This window comes from Kitasatospora herbaricolor, from assembly GCF_030813695.1.
Taxonomy (GTDB): Bacteria; Actinomycetota; Actinomycetes; order Streptomycetales; family Streptomycetaceae; genus Kitasatospora; species Kitasatospora herbaricolor.
The window spans coordinates 7,224,107-7,242,886 of sequence record NZ_JAUSVA010000002.1 but is presented as its reverse complement, the minus strand read 5'-3'; the positions used below and the strand labels follow the sequence as shown (position 1 = coordinate 7,242,886).

At 76.3% G+C, this 18,780-nt stretch carries 14 protein-coding genes and 2 pseudogenes; 1 reads left to right on the top strand and 15 read right to left on the bottom strand.

What is annotated here, in order from left to right; all coding sequences use genetic code 11:
- Positions 1-14: 14 nt before the first annotated feature.
- The 8 genes and pseudogenes from J2S46_RS31450 to J2S46_RS31420 all read right to left on the bottom strand — a co-directional run bounded on the left by J2S46_RS31450 (position 15) and on the right by J2S46_RS31420 (position 9,998).
- Positions 15-593 carry a DUF4865 family protein gene (locus J2S46_RS31450; protein WP_191287923.1) on the bottom strand — a complete coding sequence of 193 codons (579 nt, stop codon included), beginning with the start codon at positions 591-593 and terminating at the stop codon, positions 15-17.
- A gap of 90 nt (positions 594-683) precedes the next feature.
- Positions 684-1,259: a TetR/AcrR family transcriptional regulator gene (locus J2S46_RS31445; RefSeq protein WP_442358323.1), complete on the bottom strand. Its 576-nt coding sequence runs from the start codon at positions 1,257-1,259 to the stop codon at positions 684-686.
- A gap of 179 nt (positions 1,260-1,438) precedes the next feature.
- Positions 1,439-3,580, bottom strand: coding sequence for an MMPL family transporter (locus J2S46_RS31440; RefSeq protein ID WP_191287921.1), 2,142 nt, complete (start codon positions 3,578-3,580; stop codon positions 1,439-1,441).
- Between the two features lie 243 nt (positions 3,581-3,823).
- The gene (locus J2S46_RS31435) at positions 3,824-6,460 is read right to left on the bottom strand and encodes an ATP-binding protein (RefSeq protein WP_370882266.1); all 2,637 of its coding nucleotides are present in this window, start codon (positions 6,458-6,460) and stop codon (positions 3,824-3,826) included.
- A 24-nt stretch (positions 6,461-6,484) separates the two neighbouring features.
- A pseudogene (locus J2S46_RS40935) lies at positions 6,485-6,697 on the bottom strand (ATP-binding protein); the annotation flags it as partial.
- Between the two features lie 262 nt (positions 6,698-6,959).
- A pseudogene (locus J2S46_RS31430) lies at positions 6,960-7,682 on the bottom strand (AfsR/SARP family transcriptional regulator); the annotation flags it as partial.
- Between the two features lie 390 nt (positions 7,683-8,072).
- A complete protein-coding gene (locus J2S46_RS31425) occupies positions 8,073-9,107 on the bottom strand; it encodes an LLM class flavin-dependent oxidoreductase (RefSeq protein ID WP_191287920.1) in 1,035 nt (344 codons plus the stop codon).
- A gap of 372 nt (positions 9,108-9,479) precedes the next feature.
- Positions 9,480-9,998 (bottom strand): group III truncated hemoglobin, encoded by a 519-nt coding sequence (locus J2S46_RS31420; RefSeq protein ID WP_229911989.1) that lies wholly within the window; start codon positions 9,996-9,998, stop codon positions 9,480-9,482.
- Between the two features lie 158 nt (positions 9,999-10,156).
- On the opposite strand from J2S46_RS31420, the gene J2S46_RS31415 reads away from it, so the two are divergent.
- Positions 10,157-11,146 (top strand): aldo/keto reductase, encoded by a 990-nt coding sequence (locus J2S46_RS31415; RefSeq protein ID WP_191287919.1) that lies wholly within the window; start codon positions 10,157-10,159, stop codon positions 11,144-11,146.
- A gap of 314 nt (positions 11,147-11,460) precedes the next feature.
- Here the strand turns inward: J2S46_RS31415 and J2S46_RS31410 are convergent, their stop codons facing one another.
- The 7 genes from J2S46_RS31410 to J2S46_RS31380 form a co-directional block, all read right to left on the bottom strand.
- Entirely contained in the window at positions 11,461-12,747 is a 1,287-nt protein-coding gene (locus tag J2S46_RS31410; protein ID WP_191287918.1) for a M20 metallopeptidase family protein, read from the bottom strand.
- A complete protein-coding gene (locus tag J2S46_RS31405; protein ID WP_191287917.1) occupies positions 12,744-13,820 on the bottom strand; it encodes an LLM class flavin-dependent oxidoreductase in 1,077 nt (358 codons plus the stop codon). Before J2S46_RS31405 ends, J2S46_RS31410 begins: the two co-directional genes overlap by 4 nt.
- 3 nt (positions 13,821-13,823) lie before the next feature.
- Positions 13,824-14,729 (bottom strand): ABC transporter substrate-binding protein, encoded by a 906-nt coding sequence (locus J2S46_RS31400; RefSeq protein WP_191287916.1) that lies wholly within the window; start codon positions 14,727-14,729, stop codon positions 13,824-13,826.
- A 90-nt stretch (positions 14,730-14,819) separates the two neighbouring features.
- Positions 14,820-15,566: an ABC transporter ATP-binding protein gene (locus J2S46_RS31395; protein WP_191287915.1), complete on the bottom strand. Its 747-nt coding sequence runs from the start codon at positions 15,564-15,566 to the stop codon at positions 14,820-14,822.
- Positions 15,563-16,414: an ABC transporter permease gene (locus tag J2S46_RS31390; protein WP_191288295.1), complete on the bottom strand. Its 852-nt coding sequence runs from the start codon at positions 16,412-16,414 to the stop codon at positions 15,563-15,565. The genes J2S46_RS31395 and J2S46_RS31390 overlap by 4 nt, the downstream gene beginning before the upstream one ends.
- A gap of 32 nt (positions 16,415-16,446) precedes the next feature.
- Complete coding sequence (locus J2S46_RS31385; protein WP_191287914.1) at positions 16,447-17,469, bottom strand: NrtA/SsuA/CpmA family ABC transporter substrate-binding protein; 1,023 nt, start codon at positions 17,467-17,469, stop codon at positions 16,447-16,449.
- A 23-nt stretch (positions 17,470-17,492) separates the two neighbouring features.
- Entirely contained in the window at positions 17,493-18,500 is a 1,008-nt protein-coding gene (locus J2S46_RS31380; protein WP_191287913.1) for an ABC transporter substrate-binding protein, read from the bottom strand.
- Between the last annotated feature and the right edge of the window lie 280 nt (positions 18,501-18,780).

Genomic DNA, 18,780 nt, shown 5'->3' with positions numbered 1-18,780 from the left:
CGGGTCAGGTCCTTTCACCAGTGCCGGCCGGCCGGCAGGTCGTGGAGTCCCGGGCGGGACAGGTGGAGCAGCTGGTACCGGGTGCCGGACCGCTCCGGCGGGCCGCCGCGCCACAGGGCGGTGCGCAGCAGCTCCCAGCGGCCGGGGTCGACGGCGACGGCCGCGCTGTGCAGCGCCTCGTCCTCGGGCAGTTCGGCGAACGCCCGTTCGACCGCCTCGGCGGGGTCGGTGCCCTCCGGGATGCGCTCGGTGCGGCGGGTGGCGCTGAGCGGCACGGCGTCCACGGCCGGGCCGGGCCGGAACCCGGCCCCCAGCCAGTGCCGGACCACCGGGCGGCCGAAGTCGGTGACGACGCCCCGGAAGCCGGGCCCCCAGAGGAAGCCGTTCATCCCCTCGACGGTGTTCCAGAGGTAGAACGGCGCGTACTGGTTCACCGGTGAGCCGCTCGCGTCGCCGCGTTCCCGGATCAGGTAGGCCTTCAGGCCGAGCCCCGGGTGGTCGTCCATCAGGTGGCCGCGGGTGGCGACCCGCTTGCGGATGATCTCCATGTCGTAGTCGGCGGGCAGGGTGATCTCGTACTGCATCGCGTGCACGGTGGTCCTCTCCGTCGGGAGGGTGCTGGCCTGCGGGGGTGCGACGGGCCGGCGGCTCAGGCGCCGACCGGGGCGCGACGGACCGGCGGCTCAGGCGCCGGCCCGGGTGTTCAGGCCGGCGAGCAGACCGAGGGCTCCGCGTACGGCCTGCCGGAACGGCTCCACGCTGTCGGCGGCCCGGGCCAGCACGTAGCCGCCCTGGACGACCGCGACCACGGCGGCCGCGGTGTCCGCCGGGTCGGCCCCGGGGGCGAACTCGCCGGCCGCCCGGCCCTCGGCGATCACCTCGGCGATCCGGCCGCGCAGCCAGTCGAAGGTCTCCTCGACGGGGGCCCGCAGCCGCGGGTCGGCGACCACCTCCGGGTCCTGCGCCATCCGGCCGATCCGGCAGCCGCGCAGCACCTCGCGCTCGCGCAGCAGGTACGCCTCGATCCGCTGGTAGGCGGTGCCGGGCCCGGCCAGCCGCTCCTCGGCGACGGCGCGCATCTCCTCGGCGCTGCGCCGCAGCGCGGCGGCCGCGAGGTCGGGCTTGCCGTCGAAGTGGTGGTACATGCTGCCCTGCCCGACGCCGGCCCGCTGCTGGATCGCCTTGGGGCTGGTGCCGACGTAGCCGCGTTCCCAGAGGAGTTCCTGGGTGCTCTCGATCAGCCGGTCCTGGGTTGCCATGGCTTCACTGTACATACCAGTAGGTACAGAATCCACCCTCCCGCTCCCGGCGACGCGGAGGGGGCCGCCGGCCAAGGGCCGGCGACCCCCTCGGGCCGAACAGGCGGCGCGGTCAGACCGGCCGGAGCGGCCGGACGGCGCCGGGCGTCACGCCGTCGGACGGCACGGACGGGCGGGACTCAGACACCGACCCGCTCGCGCTCCCTGGCGGCGGGCGCCGGACCGTCCCCGTGCTCGATCCTCAGCTCGGGCAGCAGGCGGTCCAGCCAGGCCGGCAGCCACCAGTTGGCGCGGCCGAGCAGGGTCATCGTGGCCGGGACGAGGACCAGCCGGACGATCGTCGCGTCCACCAGGACGGCGGCCGCCATGCCGACCCCCATCATCTTGACGGTCACGTCCGGGTCGATCGCGAACCCGATGAAGACCGCCACCATGATCGCCGCCGCGCTGCTGATCACCCGGCCGGTCGCGGAGAGCCCGCGCTCCACGCTGCCGCGGGCGTCCCCGGTGGCCAGCCAGTCCTCGCGGACCCGGGACAGCAGGAAGACCTCGTAGTCCATCGAGAGGCCGAACAGCACCGTGAACATCAGGATCGGCACCCAGGAGGACACCGGCACCGAGTGCGGCAGGCCGAGCAGCCCGGCCCCCGCGTCGGTCTGGAAGACCGCCGTCATCACGCCGTACGCGGCGGCCACCGAGAGCAGGTTCATCGCGGCCGCCTTCAGCGCGATCACCGGCGCCCGGAAGAGCAGGGTCAGCAGGATCAGGGACAGCGCCACCACGAACGGGACCACCACCCAGAGCCGGGACGCCAGCCGGTCCGAGATGTCGGCGAAGACCGCCACCACACCGGTCACCTCGGCGCCCTGCGGCAGCAGGCCGGCGCGCATCCGGTCCAGCAGGTGCCGGGTCTCGGTGTCCTGAGGGCCGGTCCGCGGCTGGACGGCGACCACGGCCGCGTCCCCCGCACCGTTCAGCAGCGCCGGGGCCACCGCGGCGACACCCGGGTCGGCCTGCAACCGGGCCGCGATCGCCGGGAGTTCGGCGGCGGCCACCTTGCGCAGGTCGACCGTGACCAGCAGCGGTCCGTTCGCCCCCGGCCCGTACCCGGCGGTCACCAGGTCGTACGCCTTGCGGGTGGTGTTGGACTCCGCCTGGATGCCGGCGTCCTGCGGCCAGGTGCGCATCGCCAGCATCGGCGCCGCCAGCGCCAGCATCACCACCAGCGAGGTCAGCGCCGCGGCCACCGGCCGGCGGCCGATCAGCCGGGCCCAGCGCTCGGTGCGGGTCGGGCCGGCCGGCCCGGCGGCGGGCTTCCCGGCCCCGCGCCGCTCGGCCCGGCGCAGCAGCCGCGGCCCGGCCAGCGAGCAGAGCGCCGGGACGAGGGTGAGCGAGGCCAGCATCACCGCGCCGACCACCACGAAGGTCGCGTAGCCGAAGGAGGAGTAGGTGGCCAGGCCGGCGAGCTTCAGGCCCAGCAGCGAGACCAGGACGGTGGAGCCGGCCACCACCACCGAGGAGCCGGCCGTGGCGGTCGCCTCGGCTGCGGCCCGCTGCGGTGTCAGCCCCTTGCGCAGGCCCTCGACATGGCGGCTGACCAGCAGCAACGCGTAGTCGATGCCGACCCCGAGGCCGACCATGGTGGCGACGGTGGGCGCGGTGGCGCTGATGTCGGTGACCGCGGCGAGCAGGTACACCAGCGCGCTGCCCAGGCCCAGGCCGGCCAGCGCGACGATCAGCGGCAGGCCCGCCGAGACCACGGTGCCGAGCGCGAGCACCAGGATGATCAGCGCCGCGACGATGCCGATCGCCTCGGCGGTGCCCGAGGGGGCCGAGAAGTTCTCCGGCAGCTGGCCGCCGAACTCGACCTGCAGCCCGCTGCGTTCGACCGGCTCGGCGGCCGCGCGCAGCGCGTCCAGACCCTCGGAACCCTCGAAGGAGGTGACGGGTATCCGGTAGGTGAGGGCGATCAGCGCCGTGTCGCCGGACTGCGAGAACACCGGCGGCGCCACGATCGGGGTGCCGCGCAGCCCGGTCAGCCGGCCGGTCAGCTCGCCCAGCACGGCGTCGGGAACCCGGGCGCCGTCGCGGTCGTGCACGACCACCCGGGCCCCGGCGCCGGACATCTCGGGGAAGCGCTCGGCCAGCAGGTCGGCGCCGGCCTGCGAGGGGGTGCCGGGCACCCGGTACGAGTCGCGCGGTGTGCCGCCGACGGTGAGCGCGAGCGCGAAGGCCGCGGTGAGGAGCAGCAGCCAGGCGACCAGGGTGCGCCACGGTCTGGCCGCCGCGGCGCCGCCGAGGCGGCCGAGGAGGGAGGACATCAGGAGCCTTCCGGCAGGTTCGGGTTCGGGACGGTGCCGCGACGGGCACTGCCGCCACGGGCACTGCCACGATCGGCGGGGCACCGTGCGGAGTCCCGCCGATCGTGGCAGGGACGGCTTGGAGTCGGCTTGGGGTCCGGTTCCAAGCGGTCGCCGGTGCGCTTGGAACGAACGGTGCGCCCGAGCCGTGCACCGGCCGACGGCGGGGGACGGCAGCGGCGGAGGCGGAGGCGGCGGCAGGGGTCAGTCCAGCGGGCCGAGGTCGGCGAGCGCGCGTTCGGCCTCGGCCGTCCAGGCGGCGGACTCCCAGCGCCGGGCGACCGCGGCCGCCTGCCGGAAGTGCCCGGCGGCCTCCTCCGGCCGGCCCAGCATCAGGGCCAGCTCGCCGAGCGACTGGGCGACCGGCCGCAGGGCCATGGAGGTGCTGGCGCTGCCCGCCACCAGGTCGCGCAGCGGGAGCAGGTCCGCCATCAGCCCGGCCGCCTCCGCGTGCTCCTCCAGCGCGGTCACGGCCATCGCCCGCACGGTGAGGAAGAGCGACCGGTAGTAGTCCGGCGGCAGGGCGGTGGGCTCGGCGCGGGCCGCCCGGGCCTCGGCCGGCCGGCCCAGGGCGAGCAGGGCGAGCGCGTGGATGTCGGCGGCCAGCGAGCCGTAGACGTCGCGCATCCGCTCGATCAGCGGCAGCTGGGCGGCCAGCCGGCCCTCCTGCAGGGCCGTCACCACGGTGGCCAGCGCGGCGAACCCCTCGGCGTGCACCGAGCCGCGGGCCCGCAGGCCGGCCACCGTCAGGGCGTACAGCCGCTGGGCCTCCCCGGTGCGGCCGGCGGCGGAGGCCAGCATGGCCAGCTGCCCGTTGCCGACGTCGAGGAGTTCGGCCAGCCCGTAGGTCTCGGCGATCTCCCGGGCGGCCTCGACGTGGGCCCGCAGCGCGGGCAGGTCGCCCGCGGTCGCCGCCACCGAGGAGGCGAGGTACTCGGCGTGCCAGCGGTAGGCGGGCAGGTCGTGCTCGGTGGCCACCCGGGCGAGTTCGGCGGCCGTCGCCCCGCGCAGTTCGGAGGCCAGTTCGTAGTCGTGCACCCGGGCCTGCGCGGCCAGGGCCATCGCGAGCAGGCGCGGGTCGCCCTCGGCCCGGGCGATCGCCAGTGCCTCGGCGGCCGCCACCCACCCCTCCGGCCGGCCGGAGCAGTCGAGTTCGTAGGTGAGCGCGTCGAGCAGCCGGCAGCGGGTGGCGGCCGGCATGCCGGGGCGGTCCAGCAGCGCGGTGATCGAGTCGACGGCCGCCTGGTCGAAGCTGCCGTACGGGTGGGTGACCCAGGGGGTGGGCTCGGTCCAGGCCGTCCAGGCCTCGATCAGCAGGTCGTGGCGCCCGGCCTCGCGGGCGAGGCGCAGCGCGGTCGCCTTGGTCTCGGTGGCGGCGGCCACCGCGCCCATCCGGACCTGGGCGCGCAGCAGGTCGGCGAGCAGGGCGGTGCGCCGGGCCTCGCGGTCCCCGCCGTCCGGGGGGAGCCGGTCGAGCCCGTCCAGCGCCTGCCGGAGCAGGGCGGCGGAGGTCTCGTGGGCGTAGCGGCGCTCCGCGGCCTCGGCCGCGCGGACGCAGTAGTCGACGGCCAGATGGGCCGTGGCGCTGGTGGCGGCCTGGGTGTAGTGGTGGGCGAGGGCCTGGATCCGGTCCGGGCGCAGCTCGCGCAGCGCCTCGGCGACCCTGCCGTGCAGCCGGGCCCGGCGCAGCCCGCTGAGGTCGGCGTACAGGGTGTCGCGGACCAGGGCGTGGTTGAACCGGACGGTGCCGGGCCGGGGTTCGGTCAGCAGGCCGCCCTCGACGGCCGCCTCGAGGGCTTCGAGCAGCTCGTCCTCGTCGGCGTCCGAGGCGCGCAGCAGCACCTCGGCGTCCGCCTCGCGGCCGACCACGGCGGCCAGTCGCAGGGCGGCCACCGCGGTCGGCGGCAGCCGGTCGAAGCGCCGGCGCAGCACGTCCCGGACGCCCTGCGGCACCTCGTGGACGGCGACCAGGGCCCCTTCGCGGGCCAGCAGCCGGGCGCTCTCCAGCAGGTAGAACGGGTTGCCGCCGGTGCGGTCGGCCAGCGCGTGCACCGTCCGCCGGTCGACGGCGGCCGCGCAGACCGAGCCGATCAGGCGCCCCGCGTCGGCCTCCCCGAGCCCGGCCAGCGGGACCCGGTGCGGCGAGCGGCGGGCCAGGACGGCCAGCGCGTCGGTGAGGTCGCCCTCGCCGGGGCGGTGTGCCAGCACCAGCAGCAGTCCGGGGGTGGGCGGGCCGCCGGCCAGGTCGGCCAGCAGGTCGCGGGTCTCCCGGTCGGCGGCGTGCAGGTCGTCCAGCACGATCGCCACCGGCCGGTCGGCGGCGGCCCGGCGCAGCCAGTCGCCGACGGCCCGGTGCAGCCGGAACCGCCCGGCCAGGGCGTCGGAGCGGCTCCACGGGGTGCGGGCGTCCGGCGTACGGGCCTCCACCGGGCGGGAGTCGGCCGGCCGGGTGTCGGGCGGGCGGGTGCCGGAGGTCCGTGCCTCGGGCACCCGGCCGTCGGGTCTCCACGGGTCGGGCGTCCAGAGGCCGGGCGTACGGGCCTCGGGCGTGCGGGCCTCGGGCGTACGGGCCTCGGGCGTACGGGTGTCCGGTGCCCACGGGTCGAGGGTGCGGACGGCGTCCGGGCCCCGGCGCTCCGGGCGCGGCTCCCCGGGACGGGCGGCGAACAGGCCGCCCGGCGGGCGGAAGGCCACCGACCCACCGGGCTTGCGCAGGCCGTCGGCCCTGGTGTCACCCCGCCCGGTGGCGGTCGGCGTCGCCGACGCGAAGGCCTGGACGGTGCCCGAGGTGCGGTCCGGTTCCGGGCCCAGGCCGTGGTCCAGGACGGGCGCCAGGGCCACGGCCAGGTCCGCGTCCGGGGGCGCCTGACGGGCGAGGTCGCGCAGCGCCTCGGTCCAGGCCCAGGCGGGCGGGGCGCCCTCGCTCTCCGGGCAGCGGCCGCTCGCCGTCCGCCAGCCGGCGGCGGTCAGTTCGGCGTGCAGCCGGGCCAGCAGGGTGGACTTTCCGGCCCCGGCCTCGCCGGTGACGACGGCGACGGACGGACCGCCCGCGGCGGCCTCGGCGGCGGCCCGGCGCAGCGTCAGCAGTTCGGCCTCGCGGCCGACGAAGAGCGGCCCGGCCGGCGTCTGCGCGGGCGGGGCCGACGGCCCGGGCCGCTCGCCGGGAACCCGCCGGTCCGGCGTCCACCGGACGACCGGCCCGCCGGGGGCCGGCCCCGCGACAGCGCTGCGGTCCGCCGGGGAGGCGGCCGGCCGCCGTGCGGTCGACGACGGCCGGCACCGGGACCGGGGCGGGCGGGCCTGCGTCGAGCAGTTCGGTGCGCTGCTGGAGGATCGCCGACTCCAGGCCGGCCAGCGCCGGGCCCGGGTCCAGGCCCAGCTCCTCGGCCAGGACGGCCCTGGCCCGGCGCAGCACGTCCAGCGCCTCGGCCTGCCGTCCGGTGTTCCAGAGGGCGAGCGCGAGCAGGCGCCAGCCCTCCTCGCGCAGCGGGTGCTCGTCGGTGAGCGCCCGGGCCCCGGTGGCGGCCTCGTCGGGCCGGCCGAGCCGCAGGGCGAGGGCGGCGCGCCGCTCTCGGGCGGCGAGCCGCAGTTCGGTCAGCCGGGCGCTCTCGCCGACGGCCCACGGCTCGTCGGCGAACTCGGCGTAGGCGGCGCCCCGCCAGAGCGCGAGGGCCTCGTCCAGCAGCGCGAGCGCGGCGGCCGGCCCGGGCTCCGACCGGGCGGCGGCCAGCAGCTGCCCGAAGCGCCAGGCGTCCACCGCCTCGGACGGCAGCCGCAGGGCGTAGCCGGGCGGTTCGCTGACCAGCAGTCGGGCGGGCTGGCGGGGGCCCCGCCGGGGTTCGAGCAGGCGGCGCAGGTTGGAGACGTACGCCTGGACGGAGGCGGCGGCCTTGGCGGGCGGCCGGCCCTGCCAGAGGTCCTCGATGATCCGGTCGACGGGGACGACCTCGCCCCGGGCGGCCAGCAGTTGCGCGAGCACACCGCGCTGGCGCGGGCCACCGAGACCGACCCGGTCGCCGCCGGCCTCCGCAGCCAGGGACCCCAGCACCTTTATCCGCACCATCGTGGGAAGCAGCCTATGCGACGGCCCGCGGGTGGATCCCGGCGGATTCCGCGGCCGTGCCGGTCCGTTCGGGCGGCGCGGCCGGCTCCGGCGGGGGCCGCCGGACCGCCCTGCCCAGGGTCCCGCGGCCCGCTCGCCGATCACCGGGTGTACGGACGGGCCGCGACCCGTCCGGGCGGGCGGGCACCCGTAGGGCCGTGCGCCGCCCCCCGGCGGCCACGGCCCGGGGCCGGCCGCACGCAGGCGGCGGAACGGCCCCCTCCGGGATGCTTTGCCCACGTACACCGTCCGTCACTCCCGCCCCGGTGCGCTCGCGGTGAGGCGTACGTCACGTTCTGGCCCGGCGTCAGCCCCGGCGCCGGCCCTGCGCACCGTCGCCGGGGCACGGCCTCAGGCGGCCGGCCGGTCCGGGATCTCCTTGCGGATCACCGGGGCGACCTCGGTGGCGAACAGCTCCAGCTGCTGGTGCTGGAGGTCCTCGGTGAGGGTGTCGACACCGATGCCGACCACCTCGTTGCCGAAGGCCTGGTGGTAGCGGTGGATCTTCTCGATCACCTGCTGCGGGCTGCCGACCAGGGCGGAGCCCTGCTCCAGGGCGTCCTCCAGGGTGGCGAACGGCGAGTTGTTGTGCCGGCCGGCGGCCGAGTTGTACATGGCCTCCCAGTAGGGCCGGTAGCCCTCGACCGCGTCCTGCGAGCGCCGGGCGACGAACAGCCCGCCGAAGCCGGTGCCGACCCTGGCGTCCTTGGGGTCGCGGCCGTAGTGCACCCAGCGCTCGCGGTAGTGGTCCACCAGCGCCTTGTACTTGGCCAGCGGGTGGAAGGAGTTGGCCGAGAAGAGCGGGTCGCCGTGGCGGGCCGCCAGGTCGGTGGACTGCTCGCTGGTCGCGCTGCCGTGCCAGACCGGGACGGGGAACTGCAACGGCCGCGGCGCGGTGGTCACCTCGGTCAGCGGCGGCCGGGTGCTGCCCTCCCAGCTGACCTTCTCCTCCCGCCAGAGCCGGCGCAGCAGGCCGTAGTTCTCGGCGAGGGCGTCCCACTGGCGCTCCTCCGGGAGGCCGAAGAGGCCGAAGTGGCGGGGGTCGTTCCCCTTGCCGATGATCAGCTCCAGCCGCCCGCCGGAGAGCTGGTCGAGCATCGCGTAGTCCTCGGCGACCCGGACCGGGTCCAGGATGCTCAGCACCGTGACGGTGGTGAACAGGCGGATCGTCGAGGTGCGGGCGGCGATCGCGCTCAGCAGCACCGGCGGGGCCGGCGAGAGGAACGGTTCGCCGTGCCGCTCCCCCACCCCGTACCCCTCGTAGCCGAGCTGCTCCGCCGTGACGGCCTGGTCGATGACGTTGTGCAGCTTCTCGTGCGGCGTGCGCCGCACCCCGCTGACGGGGTCGGGGCCGTTGGAGACGAGGGACGAGACGGTGAACCGCATGGCGGTCTCCTTCAGGGGCGTTCGAAGGGTGCGGACGGCCGCCGCCGCGCACGGGCGCCCCGGGCACGGCTGCGCACGCGCGGGAGCAGCACCTGGGTGGGATCGCGCGGCGGGCGGTCGTACGGGCCGGCGTCAGCGCGTGGTGCTGCGGGGGCGACAACAGCGCAGGGGCACGGCGCGCTCGTTCACGACGCCTCCCCCTTCGACTCGTCCGGCCGGCGCGTCGCCGCGGTGGGGCCGGACCGCACACGATCCACCGTGAGCATAGGCAGCCCCGCGGAGGCCGGGCAAGGGCCCGCCGGGGCCGTCGGGCCGCCGGTCCGGGTGGAGGGTGGCGGGTCCCGGGTGCGGGTGGGCCGCCGGTCGCGGACGTCAGCCGCGCAGCAGTACCGCGGACAGCGGGACGAATCCCCCGCCGGCGCCGTCCGGGGCGTCGGTGGACCCGCCCGAGGTGCGGCGCAGCAGGTTCAAGGCGATCCGCTCGCCCTGGGCCTTGGCCCGCTCGGCCACCGGGCCGGCGTGCATGCCGTCCACGGCGGCGGTCCACAGCTGCACCCAGCGTCCGAAGTGCTCGGCGGTCATCGGTCGGCGCTCGTGCAGTGCGGCGTGCGGGGTGAAGGCGTTGCGGCGGTAGGAGGTGGTGCGCAGCAGCGCGCTCTCCCAGAAGTCGGTGATGTGCGGCAGGTGCGCGTCCAGGTCCAGCCCGGCGATCTCGGTGAAGTACGGGCCGATCAGCGGATCGGCGAAGGCCGCCAGGTAGAAGCGGCGCAGCAGCGCTTCGAGGTCGGCGCGGGCGGCGATGTCCGGCCGGGACGCGGCGCGGGCGCAGCCGGGGCCGCCGGGGCCGCCTGCGGGTTCGGCGGCGGCTCGGGCCGGGCGCGGCGGCGTCATGGCGGGTCCTCTCGGCGGGCTGGCTGCCACCGTACGGGCCCGGGCCCGGCGGGCGACAGGGCCGTTGGTCCCCCGCCCGGCCCCCGGCCCCGTGCGGACGGCCGCCACCACCGCGGACGTGCTCCCCGGCCGGGCCCCGGAGCTGGCAGGATGGCGCCATGACCTACCTCGCCGCGGACGACCGCTACACCTCGATGACCTACCGCCGTGCCGGGCGCAGCGGCGTGCAGCTGCCCGCCGTCTCGCTGGGGCTGTGGCACAACTTCGGTGACACCCAGCCGCTGGAGGTGCAGCGCGCGGTGCTGCGCCGGGCCTTCGACCGGGGCATCACGCACTTCGACCTGGCCAACAACTACGGCCCGCCGTACGGCAGCGCCGAGCGCAACTTCGGCTACCTGTTCGCCCAGGACTTCCGCCCGTACCGGGACGAGCTGTTCATCGCCTCCAAGGCCGGCTACGACATGTGGCCGGGCCCGTACGGTGACGGCGGCTCGCGCAAGTACCTGCTGGCCAGCCTCGACCAGTCGCTCGACCGGATGGGCCTCGACTACGTCGACGTCTTCTACTCCCACCGCTTCGACCCGGACACCCCGCTGGAAGAGACCATGGGGGCGCTCGACACCGCCGTGCGCTCGGGCCGGGCCCTGTACGCGGGCATCTCCAACTACCCGGCGCAGCAGCACCGGGAGGCGGTGGCGATCCTGCGCGGGCTGGGCACGCCGGTGCTGCTCAACCAGGCCAGCTACTCCATCCTGAACCGGGCCCCGGAGGACGGCGTGCTGGACGCCGTCGGCGACACGCAGACCAGCCTGATCGCCTACTCCCCGCTCGCCCAGGGGCTGCTGACCGACCGTTACCTCGGCGGCGAGGTGCCGGCCGGCTCCCGGATGTCGGTCGGCCACTTCCTCAAGGAGGAGGCGCTGACGGGCTCCAAGCTGGAGCAGCTGCGGGCGCTGAACAAGGTGGCCGAGGGCCGCGGGCAGAGCCTGGCGCAGCTGGCGCTGTCCTGGGTGCTGCGCGACCCGCGGGTGGTCTCGGTGATCATCGGCGCCAGCAGCGTCCGGCAGCTGGACCAGAACATCGACGCCCTCCAGGGCGGCCCGCTGTCGGCGGAGGACCTGGCCGAGATCGACCGCCTGAGCCGCTGAGGCGGGCAACGGACCGCGCCGGGCGGCCCGGACCGGCCGCCCGGCCCAGCGTCGTTCACAACCGGTCCGGGCCGGCACCGCGCCCTCGGGGAACGACGTGGCGAACCCCGGCCGGTCCAGGAAGTGGCGGGAGTGGATCCGGCGGCTCGCGAAGCGCCACCGGCCCTCCCGGTGCAGCAGCCCGTACCGGGCCACCGGGCCGGACAGTTCGGCCCTGGCCTCCGGACGGCGGATCCGGGCCGGCGGCGCAGCGTCCGCGGCACGGGTCGTCGCTCGGCTCCTCGTTCGGGTTCCTCGAGTCCCGGGGCCGACCGTCAACGGGGGCAGGCGATTCCGGCGGCCGACGGGCCCGCGCCGCGCTCCGCGCCGAGCCGCCGCAGGGCCAGCTCGGCCAGCAGCGCCGCGCCGTCCGGGATCACCGCGTCGTCGAAGACGGCCTGCGGCGAGTGGTTGGGCGCGGCGAGCGCCGGGTCGAGGCCCGGCGGGAGGGCGCCGAGGCTCGTCATGACGCCGGGCACCTCGGCCAGCACCCGGCCGATGTCGTCGGAGACCATCGCGGGCCGCTCCCCGGCGGTGAAGCGCTCCGGGCCGTGGAGCTCGGCGACCACGGCGCCGACGAACGCGGCCTCGCCCGCGTCGTTGAGGGTGGCCGGGTAGCCCTCGGCGTACTCGATGTCCACCTCCAGTCCGTGCGCGGCCGCCACCCCCCGGCAGGTCCGGACGGCGAGGTCGCGCAGCCGGGCCAGCGCCCGGTCGGTCATGGCCCGCAGGGTCGCCTCGAAGCCGGCGGTACCGGGGATGATGTTGGCCTGGGTGCCGGCCCGCAGCACGCCGACGCCCAGCACCACCGGTTCGAACGGGTCGAAGCTCCGGGTGACCGCGCTCTGCAGCGCGATCACCGTCTCGCAGAGCGCGGGGATCGGGTCGCGGGCCGCCTGGGGCCACGCGCTGTGGCCCCCGGTGCCGCGTAGCGTCACGGTCAGGCCGGCCGAGCCGGCCAGCGCCGGACCGGCCCGGTTGGCGAAGGTGCCGAGCGGGCCACCGGTGGTGGCGTGCAGCGCGTAGGCGGCGACCGGACGCCGCCCGGAGGCGTCGAGCAGGCCCTCCTCCAGCATCAGCCGCGCGCCGTCGTGCCCCTCCTCCCCCGGCTGGAACATCAGCACCACGTCGCCCGCCAGGCGGTGGCGGCGCTCGGCGAGCAGCCGGGCGGCGCCGACCAGCATGGCGGCGTGCAGGTCGTGGCCGCAGGCGTGCATCGCGTCGGGCACCCGGGAGACGTGGGCGAGGCCGGTGCGCTCCCGCAGCGGCAGCGCGTCGAGATCGGCCCGGAGCAGGACGGCGGGCGCCGCCGCGACCGGGCCGCCGGGGTGGCCGGGCCCGGCGGCACCGGCCGGGGCGCCGCCCGCCGAGCCCCGCAGCACGGCGACCACCGAGGTCAGCGCCCGGCCCGTGCGGACCTCCAGGCCGAGCCCGTCCAGCTCCCTGAGCACGGCCTCCTGCGTGCGGGGCAGCTGCAGGCCCGTCTCCGGTCGGCGGTGCAGTTCCCGGCGCAGGCGCACCAGGTCGGGGGCGAGCGAGCGGGCGTCGGCGAGGAGGGTCACCGGCGGTTGATCCCGAGGGCGGGCAGGACGGTCTCGGCGACCCGGTGGGCCTCCTCCAGCAGCGGGTTGCCGGAGAGGATGAAGGTGTCGACGCCGAGCGACTCGAACTCCTGGAGCCGCTCGACCACCTGGGCGGTGCTGCCGACCACGGCCGTGCCGGGGCCCGGACGGAACAGGCTCATGCCCGGCCAGAGGTTCGGGTGGGTCTCCAGCTCCCTCGCGCGCGCCGGGACCTTGCCGCCGTGCTGGCGGAACTGCCGCTGCCAGCCGACGCCGTCCTCGCCGTCCCGGTTGCCGAGCTGGCGGGCGTAGGTGGCCTCACTGGTGACGTCGAGCAGCCGGTCGGCGGCCGCCCAGGCCTGGTCCTCGGTGTCCCGGACGATCAGGTGCAGGCGCAGACCGATCCGCAGCGTGCGGCCGTGCGCGGCGGCGCGCTCGCGGACCTTCTCCAGCTTCTCCTTGAGCAGGTGCGGCGGTTCGCCCCAGGTGAGGTAGACGTCCACGTGCTCGGCGGCCATCTCGATGCCGGCCGGCGAACTGCCGCCGAACCAGAGCGGGATGCCGCCGGGCTGGACCGGGGTGAGTTCGCGCAGGCTCGCTCCGGCGTTCTTCAGGTCGTAGAACTCGCCCTTGTGGTCGAACACTTCACCGGCGGTGAGGCGCTTGACGATCGACCAGTACTCGGCGCTCAGCCGGTAGCGGTCGTCGTGCTCGACGTGCAGGCCGTACTCGCGCAGCTGCTCGGTGGAGCCGTTCACCACGTTGAAGCGCAGCCGGCCGCCGTGCAGGTGGTCGAAGCTCAGCGCCATCTTGGCCAGCAGGGTGGGCGCGACCAGGCCGGGGTGGACGGCGAGCAGCGGCTTGAAGCCGGTGCTGGTCGCGGCGGCCAGCGCGCTGCCGAGCGTCCAGACGTCGTACAGGTCGGTGGCGAGCAGGGCGCCGGTGTAGCCCAGGCGGTCGACGGTGCCGGCGAGCTGCTGGAGGTAGCCGAGGTCGACCGGGCGGCGGCCGGCCGGCTCCCAGGGGTAGTGGCCCTCGCGCGGGATGATGTACCAGAGGACTTCGGAGGCCATCGGTCAGACCGCCTTCGCCAGCGCGGCGGCCACGGGAGCCTCCAGGGCCGGGAGATGGGCGTCCGCGACGGTGATCGTCCGGTCGATGAATCCGACGCCGTGGAAGATGTCGGCCGCCTCCTGCTGCTCGGCGACGAACGCGGCGGTGGCCGGCTCCAGACGCCACGGCAGGGCGGTGAGGGCGGCCTGCCAGTCCTCCGCGCTGCCCCCGAGGTCGGCGGCGGCGATCGCGGCCGCCTCCGCCGGGTTGGCCGCCACCCAGGCGTCGGCGCGGGCCAGGGCGGCCGTGATCGCGGCGACCACCTCGGGGCGGCCCTCGGCGAAGTCGCGGCGGGCGAAGAACACCGAGCGGTCGGTGATCACGTCGCCGGTGCGGACCAGGACGCGGAACTCGCCGGTCCGCAGCGCGGCGGCCAGCTCGGCGCCCTGGGCGATCCAGCCGGCGATCTCGCCGGCCCGCAGCTGCGCGGCCGGGTCGGAGCCGGCGGCCGGGCGGACCGGCCGGACGTCCTCGGCGTAGGAGAGGCCCTCGGCGTGCAGCGCCTTGGCGAGCAGGTGGGTCTGCCAGGAGCCGATGCCGAGGACGACGGTGCCGCCCTTGAGCCCGCTGACGCCGGTGACCGGGCCGTCGGCGAGGACGAGCAGGGCGCCGTGGTCGGGGCGGGGCGCCGAGACCGCCGTGTAGACCAGGTCGTGGCCGGCTGCCTGGGCGGTGACCGGCGGGGTGGAGCCGGTGCCGCCGAGGTCGATGGTGCCCTCCGCGAGCAGGGCGCCGGTGCGGGTGCCGTCCGTGTAGTGGTGGAAGACGCCGCTCTCGCCGAGCGGGGCCAGCTCCTCGGCGAGGAGGTCCAGGCGGGAGAGGTAGTAGAGGGACGGGTTGCTGCTGTGGACACCGATGGTGACGGTCATGGGGATCGCTCCGGCTTCTGTACGGGGGGCGGGGGTTCGACGGGGGCGGGGTACGGGCCGGGACGGCGGCCGGCCCGGACGGCGGCGGGCTCAGACGCTCGCGGGCTCGGGCAGCGGGACGCCGAGGTCCGCGAGCAGCCGGCGGCGCAGTGCGGCGAACGCCGGGTCGGCGGAGTCCCGTGGGCGGGCCACCTCGACCCTCTCGTCGGTGACGAGCGCGCCGTCGCGGAGCACCGCGACCCGGTCGGCCAGCCGGATCGCCTCCTCCACGTCGTGGGTGACCAGCAGCACCGCCGGGCGGTGCTTGCGGACCAGTTCGCCGACCAGGTCCTGCATCTTCAGCCGGGTCAGCGCGTCCAGGGCCGCGAACGGCTCGTCCAGCAGGAGCAGTTGCGGTTCGCGGACGAGTGCCCGGGCCAGCGCGACCCGCTGCGCCTCGCCGCCGGAGAGGGTGGCCGGCCAGGCGTCGGCGTGCCGCTCCAGCCCGACCTCGGCCAGCGCCCGCACCCCGGTCTCCCGGGAGGCGGCGCCGCGCGGCAGGCCGATCGTGACGTTGGCGAGCACCCGCTGGGAGGGCACCAGGCGCGGCTCCTGGAAGACCACCGTGCGGACCGGCGGGACGAGCACGGTGCCGGCGTCGGCCCGGTCCAGCGCGCCGAGGATCCGCAGCAGGGTGGTCTTGCCCGTGCCGCTCGCGCCGAGCAGGGCGACGAACTCGCCGCGGGCGATGTCCAGGTCGACACCGTCCAGGACGTGCCGGGTGCCGAAGGTGCGGCGCAGGCCGCGCAGGTGGACGGCCGGGGTGGCGCCGGGGTCGGGGGCGGTCGGACGGCTCATCGGGTCGCTCCTTGCGCCCGCCAGGGCATCAGCACCCGCTCCAGCACCCGGACGACACCGTCGGCCAGCAGGCCGAGCACGCCGTAGATCAGGATGCAGACCGCGAGGATGTCGGTACGGGAGAAGTTCTGGGCCTGCGCCATCAGATAGCCGATGCCCTCGGTGGAGTTGATCTCCTCGGCGGCGATCAGCGCGATCACGCTGAGCGTCATGGACAGCCGCAGACCGGACAGCAGGGCGGGCAGCGCGCCCGGGAGGACCACCGTCCGCACGATCGCCCAGCGGCCGAGACCGAAGCTGCGGACCGCCTCGATCAGCTTGCGGTCGGTGTTGCGCACGCCGCCGGAGGTGGAGACGTACATCGGGAAGCTGGTGGCGACCGCGATCAGGGCGATCTTCGCGGTCTCGGTGATGCCGAACCAGACCATGAACAGCGGGACCAGCGCCAGGAAGGGCACCGTCCGCAGCACCTGGACGGCCGAGTCGAGCAGTTCCTCGCCCAGCCGGAAGAAGCCGGTGACGACCCCCAGCACCAGGCCGGCGCCGGCGCCGAACAGCAGGCCGAGACCGGCCCGGGTGAGGGAGACCCCGAGCGCGTCGGTGAGCTGGCCGTTGCGCCAGATCTCGTCCAGCGCCTCGACCACCTGGCCGGGCGAGGCCAGTACGTCCTGGGTGAGGGCGCCGGTGGCGGAGGCCAGGGCCCAGGTGCCGAGCAGGGCGAGCGGGCCCAGGGTGCGCAGGACCAGGGCGAGGTGCCGGGGGCGGGGCGCGGGCAGTCTGGTGCGGGGGGCGACCAGGCCGGCGGCCAGCGCGGCCGCGGTGTCGGGGGCGGTGTCGGGGGCGGTCACGGTGGTCCGCGCGGGGGCGGCGGCGGGGGCGGTCACTTGCCGCCGCCGGGGAGCTTGCCGACGTCGAGCACGTACGGCTTCACGTCGATCAGCGACTTGGTGACCTTCTGGTCCGCGAAGAACTGCGCGACGGTGCCGAACCGGACCAGGTCGGCGTCGGTGATCACGTCGGCGGTGGCCCCCGCCTTGGTGACGTTGACGGCGACCTCCCGCTCGGCCGGGGTCACGGCGGTCGGGCCGGAGTCGGTGACCACGTTGAGGTAGGCGGCCGGGTCGGCCTTCTCCTTCAGGCCGTTCTCGTGCAGGTAGCCGTAGAAGGCGCCGACCACGGCCGGGTACTTGTCGGCGAAGCCGTTGCGGACCGCCCAGACCGCGTAGTTGTCCGAGCCGACCTCCTGGCCGTTGACCAGGAAGTGCGCGCCGGCGTTGGCGATCTCGGGGGTGGAGAAGGTGTTCCAGGTCGCCCAGGCGTCCACCTGGCCGGAGTTGAACACCCCGGCCGTCTGATCGGCGCGCAGGTAGACCCGCTCCACCTTGTCCGCCGGGATGCCGTTCTTCTCCAGGGCCTTCAGCAGCAGGTACTCGCTGGTGCCGCCCTGCGAGACGGCGACCTTCTTGCCGGCCAGGTCCTGCACGCTCTTGATCGGCGAACCGTTCTTCACCAGGATCCCCTCGCCGACCGCGTCGGGAGCGGTCTGGGCGAACAGCTTGAACCCGGGCTTCTGGCCGAGCGCGGCCACCGCGGAGGTGATCGAGCCCTGGGCGATGTCGAGCTGGTCGGCGGAGAGCGCCTGGGCGGCGGGCGCGAACGGGCCCGCACTGCCGGTCCAGGCGACCTTGGCATGGACGGCGGCCAGGGCTCTGTCCAGCGAGCCGTCCTTCTTGCCGAGGGCGAGGAAGCCGGAGTTGCCCGGGTCGGGCAGCCGCAGCACCACGTCGGCGGGGGCGTTGCCGTCGGCCGAGGCCTTGGTGCTCCCGGCGGAGGAGCCGCAGGCGGCGAGCGGGGCGACGGCCAAGAGGACGGTGGCGGCGAGGACGGGACGGGGGGTCTTCATGGTGCGGTTCTCCTGATCGGACGTCAGACTGCGGCGGAGCGGCGGCGGTCGCGCAGGGCGCGGGCCGCGCGGAGGGGTTCGGGGTCGGTCCAGGCGCGGATGTCGACGGGGGCGTCGAGGAAGCCCTGGCCGTGCAGGAAGCGCTCCTGCTGGGCGAGCAGGCCGAGCCGCTCCTCGGAGAGGTCGAGGTGCAGGGTGCGGTGGCTGCCCTCGGCGTAGGCGCCGGCCACCCCCTCGGCCCCGGCGCCGGTCTCGGCCCGGAGGATCCGGGCCACCTCGGCGGGGCTCTCGGCGGCCCAGTCGGCGGCTTCGAGCAGCACCGCGAGGAAGCGCACGACCAGGTCGGGGTGTTCGTCGAGCAGCCGCTGGTGGACGGTGACGGGCCGCGGGGTGCCGTTGTTGACCCGGGCCCGCCGGTCGGGCGCGGCGTCCAGCTCGACCGCCACCTCGGCGCCGATCCGGCGGGCCGCCTCGACCGCGAGGGCGCCCTTCACGTACACGGCGTCCACCGTTCCGGCCCGCAGCGCGGCGAGTTCGGCCGACCACTGCCCACCGGCCTCGCCGGCGGGGACCTCCACCAGGGTGGCGTCGTCAAGGGTGAGCCCGGCGAGCGAGAGGGCGCCGGCGAAGCCGGCCAGTGCCATCGCCCGCCAGAAGTCGATGCCTATCCCATGGTGTGGGACGGCGAGCCGCAGTCCGCGCAGCCCGGCGGGGCCGCCGACGCCGCTGCCGGCCCGGACCAGCACGACCTGGCGCTCCTCGATCCAGGTCAGGCCGATCAGCCTGGTCCGCTCGCCCCGTGAACGGGCCCACAGCGCGGGGACGTTGCCGCCCTCGCGGAACAGGCCGGTGAGGGCGTGGGTGAAGTGGTGGTCCGCGGCGACCTCCGGCGGGGCGTCCTGCAGCGAGCGGACCGCGATGCCGTCGGCGGCGAACTCCGCGGCCAGCCGGCCCTGGTCGGCGGCGATTCCGGTGGCGGTGGGGACGGGGCAGCGGGTGAACCAGAGGGTGTCCGGGGCGGGGCTGGGCACGGTGGTGCCTTCCTGGGCTGGAGGGGGTGCGCGGCCGCCGCGGCACGACCCGGCGCGGCGGGACGGGCGGGCGTGACGGGGCGCGTGGCAGCGGCGGACTGCGCCGCGGTGAAAGGTGGTTGTCAGAGACAACAGGTACGGCGGACGCGGGTCGCGGGGAGGGCGCTGCACCGGTGGGTCGTCACGGCGCTGCTCCTTCCTGCTCGGGCGTCGGGGGCCGCAGCGGCAGGTCCCGCTGCGGTGCCGCTGCGGTGCGTCCGCCGCGGTGTGCCCTGAGCGT

Excerpts from the sequence above, each read along its gene's own strand:
- J2S46_RS31445 (WP_442358323.1), bottom strand. The coding sequence starts at position 1,259 with ATGGCAACCCAGGACCGGCTGATCGAGAGCACCCAGGAACTCCTCTGG.
- J2S46_RS31440 (WP_191287921.1), bottom strand. The coding sequence starts at position 3,580 with ATGTCCTCCCTCCTCGGCCGCCTCGGCGGCGCCGCGGCGGCCAGACCG.
- J2S46_RS31425 (WP_191287920.1), bottom strand. The coding sequence starts at position 9,107 with ATGCGGTTCACCGTCTCGTCCCTCGTCTCCAACGGCCCCGACCCCGTC.
- J2S46_RS31420 (WP_229911989.1), bottom strand. The coding sequence starts at position 9,998 with ATGACGCCGCCGCGCCCGGCCCGAGCCGCCGCCGAACCCGCAGGCGGC.
- J2S46_RS31415 (WP_191287919.1), top strand. The coding sequence starts at position 10,157 with ATGACCTACCTCGCCGCGGACGACCGCTACACCTCGATGACCTACCGC.
- J2S46_RS31405 (WP_191287917.1), bottom strand. The coding sequence starts at position 13,820 with ATGGCCTCCGAAGTCCTCTGGTACATCATCCCGCGCGAGGGCCACTAC.
- J2S46_RS31400 (WP_191287916.1), bottom strand. The coding sequence starts at position 14,729 with ATGACCGTCACCATCGGTGTCCACAGCAGCAACCCGTCCCTCTACTAC.
- J2S46_RS31395 (WP_191287915.1), bottom strand. The coding sequence starts at position 15,566 with ATGAGCCGTCCGACCGCCCCCGACCCCGGCGCCACCCCGGCCGTCCAC.
- J2S46_RS31385 (WP_191287914.1), bottom strand. The coding sequence starts at position 17,469 with ATGAAGACCCCCCGTCCCGTCCTCGCCGCCACCGTCCTCTTGGCCGTC.